Below are 3,711 nucleotides of genomic sequence, written 5' to 3' on the forward strand. Positions count from 1 at the left end.
GTTCGTGGCGCGGCGCCCGGCCTCGGTCGACGCCGTGCACGCCGCCGCCATGGTGGTGTCGGGCACCACCGCGCTGCAGGCGATGCGGCTCGCGGGCGTCACGCCGGGACAGCACGTGCTCGTGAACGGCGCGTCGGGCGGCGTCGGCGGCTTCGCGGTGCAACTGGCGAAGGCGATGGGCGCCGAGGTCACCGGGGTCTGCCGGGGGTCGAAGGCCAAGCACGTGCTCGCCCTCGGCGCCGACCGGGCCGTCGACTACGAGTCCGACGACTTCACGGCGAGCGAGGGCCGCTACGACGTGATCCTCGACCTCGTCGCCGACCACCCGCTCGGACGCACGCGACGGGCGCTGCGACGCGGCGGCACCCTCGTGCTCTCGTCGGGGCGCGGCGGCCGAGTACTCGGTCCGATCGGGCGCATCGCCGCGGCATCCGTCACGTCGCCGTTCGTGCCCCAGCGGCTGCGCACGCTCGCCGCACGCCGCAGCGGCGACGACCTCGCCGAGCTCGCCCGCCGGGTCGACGCGGGCGAGGTGCGACCGGTCGTCGATGCGGTGTTCCCGCTCGACCGCGCCGCCGAGGCCGTCGCCCGGTTGGAGTCGGGGCAGGTGCGGGGCAAGGTCGTGATCGCGATCTGAGCCCTGCGGTGCCGCCCCGCAGTCAGCCGAGCAGGACCGCGCCGTAGGCGAGCGCCGCCACGAGCACCCACGACGTGAGGCCCACGACGAGTGCGCGCCATCCGGTGTGCACGAGCTCGGCGAGTCGGATGGAGGCGCCGAGCGCGAACAGGGCCGTCGCCAGCAGGGCGGTCTGCACCACGTCGGCGCCCGCGAGCAGCCAGTCGGGGAGGGGTACGAAGGAGTTCACCAGCACCGCCGCGAGGAAGCCGGCGATGAAGAGGGGAACGATCGCCGGTGGCCGGCCCAGGGGCTGGATCGCCCGCCGGCGCTCGACCGCCGCGGTGATCGCGACCATGGGGGCGAGCATGAGCACGCGGGTGAGCTTCACCACCACGGCCACCGCGAGCGCCGCGGGTCCGGCGAGCTGCGCGGTCGCGACGACCTGGCCGACGTCGTGCACGCCGGCACCCACCCAGTGCCCGAACCCTGTGGTCGAGAGGCCGAGCGGATGCCACAGCGCAGGCAGCACGGCGATGGCGAGCGTGCCGCACAGCGTGACGAGGGCGACCGGCACGGCCTGCTCCTCGTCCTTCGCGCGCATCGTGGCGGCCATGGCGCCGATGGCGGACGCCCCGCAGATCGAGAACCCGCTCGCGACGAGCACGGGCTGGTGCCCGGGCAGGCCCAGTGCGCGCCCGAGGCCGATCGTGCCGACGAAGGTCACCAGCACGACGCCCACGGTCGTGGCGATGGTGATCCAGCCGAGGCCGGCGATGTCGACGAGGCTGAGCTTCAGTCCGAGCAGCACGATGCCGAGGCGCAGCAGCCGGCGCGCGGCGACGCGGAGGCCGGGTGCGAGCGTGCCGCCGAGGGCCGGCTGCAGCCCGGGCACCTGGCCGACGATGATGCCGAGCGCGACGGCGACCGTGAGGATCGGCACCGCGGGCACGGCCAGGTGCACGAGCCACGCCACGAGGGCCGCGGATGCCGCGACGGCGAGTCCCGGCATCCGCTCGCGCATCGCCCCGCCGGCCGTCGGCCCCGCGGGGCTCACGTGGCCCAGCTCGGCGCCCAGAAGTGCAGCTGCCGGAACTCGGGCGTGACCGGGACCGCGGTCCAGATCGGGTAGTAGAACGCCGAGACGAGCACGACGAACCCGAGGAAGATCGCCACCGTCGCGATGCCGCGTTCCCGTCGCCATCGCACGTCGTCGCGGCGGCCCAGGATGAGGGCGATCACCGCCGTCAGGGCCAGCATCGTGTAGGGCTGGAAGGCGATCGAGTAGAACTGGAACACCGTGCGGTCGAGGTACATGAGCCAGGGGAGGTACCCTGCGGCCAGGCCGAGCAGGATCGCCCCCACCTGCCACTCGCGGTACCGCACGAGCCGGTACACGAGGTAGAAGCACGCGAGCGCCGCGGCCCACCAGATGAGCGGGTTGCCGATCCCGATGATCGACGACCAGCAGGTGTCGGCGCCGCATCCGCCCGAGCCGTCCTTCGTGTCGGCGAAGTACATGTTCGTGGGCTTGAACATGAACAGCCACGTGAGCGGGCTCGACTGCGAGGGATGGTCGGCGTGGACGCCGAGGTGGTAGGTGTACGCGGACAGGTGGTAGTGCCACAGGCTCTGGAACACCGGCGGCACCCACGAGAAGAAGCCGGTCGCGCGGTTCTGGAGGTCGTCGGCCCAGTGCCGGTAGTAGCCGCCGTCGGTGACGAGCCAGCCCGTCCAGGAGGCGAGGTAGACGATCGCCGCGACGGGCACGTAGAGGAGGAACGTCACCGGTCCCTGCTTGAGCACGGCGCCGGTCAGCCAGAACGGCACCCCTGCGCGCCGTCGGGCGAGCGCGTCGACGATGACGAGGTAGACGCCGAACGCGGCGAGGAACCAGAGGCCCGACCACTTCACCGCGCAGGTCGCACCGAACGCGGCACCCGCGGCGAACACCCACGGTCGTGCCCAGATCGCCGGACCGTAGTGCGGATCACGGCCGTCGGCCCGCGCGAGCTCGAGCCGGCGCTCCAGCTCCTGCTTCGACCGGTCGCGATCGATGAGCACGAACCAGAAGCCGAGGAGTGCGAAGAGCATCACCCAGTTGTCGAGCAGGGCCACCCGGGACATCACGATGGCGTTGCCGTCGACCGCGAAGAGGAACGCCGCGATCACGGCGACGATCGTCGACGGCCACAGCCGCCGCGCGACGAGCGCGAGCACGAACACCGCGACGGTGCCGGCGAGCGCGGTGCTCGCGCGCCACCAGAACGCGCTGTCGGCGCCGAACGCCGCCATCCCCAGCGCGATCATCCACTTGCCGAGCGGCGGGTGCACGACGTAGTTGGGCTCGTCGAGGAAGATGTCGGTGTCGCCGCGCGCGAAGTCCTCGTCGGCCCCCTCGGGCCACGTCGACTCGTACCCGTGGTGCAGCAGCGTCCACGCGTCCTTCACGTAGTACGTCTCGTCGAAGATGATCGCCTGCGGATGGCCGAGGTTCCAGAATCGCAGCACCGCGGCGAGGAGGGTCACCACCAGCGGGCCGCCCCAGTACCAGAGCTGCTGCCRCCGCGGCGTGGAGAGCATGCGTCCCCACCAGGCGTCGAGCCGGGTGCCGCGCGCCTCGACGAACGGCTCGTCGTCGGGGTGTTCGGGTTCGTCGGCCGTCACGGCGTCGTCGGATGCCGCGTCGCCGGGCTCGCGCGCCTGTGAAGCGCGCGCGTCCGCGGCGCCGGTCTCAACACCCATGCGCCCCAGAGTAATCGCGCGCGACCGCCGGCGATGACGGTGGCGGGCGGTAGCGTCGGCAGCGCCGAACGCCGAGGAGGAATCGACGAGATGACCACGATCGAGCTCACGCGGTTCCGGGTGCGTCCCGACCGCGAATCCGCGCTCCTCGCCGCGCGGCCGGGCATGCTCGCCGACTTCGCCGCCGACCGTGAGGGCTTCCTCGAGGCGCGCCTCGTCCGCCTGCCCGGCGACGAGTGGCTCGACGTCGTCACCTGGCGGGCGCCCGAGCACCTCGCCGCGTCGCGGGCGAAGGGAGCGAACCTCCCGGGCGTCGCCGCCTTCTTCGCGGCGATCGACGCCCTCGTCGC

The 3,711-nt window shown here is 72.9% G+C and carries 4 protein-coding genes; 2 read left to right on the plus strand and 2 right to left on the minus strand.

What is annotated here, in order from left to right:
* The coding region (locus AC1DY2_RS17095; protein WP_476763502.1) for an NAD(P)-dependent alcohol dehydrogenase at positions 1-637 on the plus strand (637 nt) is incomplete at its 5' end.
* Positions 638-659: 22 nt separating this feature from the next.
* Here AC1DY2_RS17095 and AC1DY2_RS17100 read toward each other — a convergent pair.
* Positions 660-1,640, minus strand: coding sequence for a YeiH family protein (locus AC1DY2_RS17100; protein WP_476763505.1), 981 nt, complete (start codon positions 1,638-1,640; stop codon positions 660-662).
* A gap of 29 nt (positions 1,641-1,669) precedes the next feature.
* Positions 1,670-3,361 carry a dolichyl-phosphate-mannose--protein mannosyltransferase gene (locus AC1DY2_RS17105; protein ID WP_476763503.1) on the minus strand — a complete coding sequence of 564 codons (1,692 nt, stop codon included), beginning with the start codon at positions 3,359-3,361 and terminating at the stop codon, positions 1,670-1,672.
* Positions 3,362-3,451: 90 nt separating this feature from the next.
* Here AC1DY2_RS17105 and AC1DY2_RS17110 point away from each other — a divergent pair.
* The coding region (locus AC1DY2_RS17110; protein WP_476763504.1) for a hypothetical protein at positions 3,452-3,711 on the plus strand (260 nt) is incomplete at its 3' end.

Source organism: Agromyces sp. P1_H4, assembly GCF_056405255.1.

What these genes read in the sequence shown, in the direction of transcription:
- AC1DY2_RS17100 (WP_476763505.1), bottom strand. Translation starts at nt 1,640, where the DNA reads ATGCGCGAGCGGATGCCGGGACTCGCCGTCGCGGCATCCGCGGCCCTC.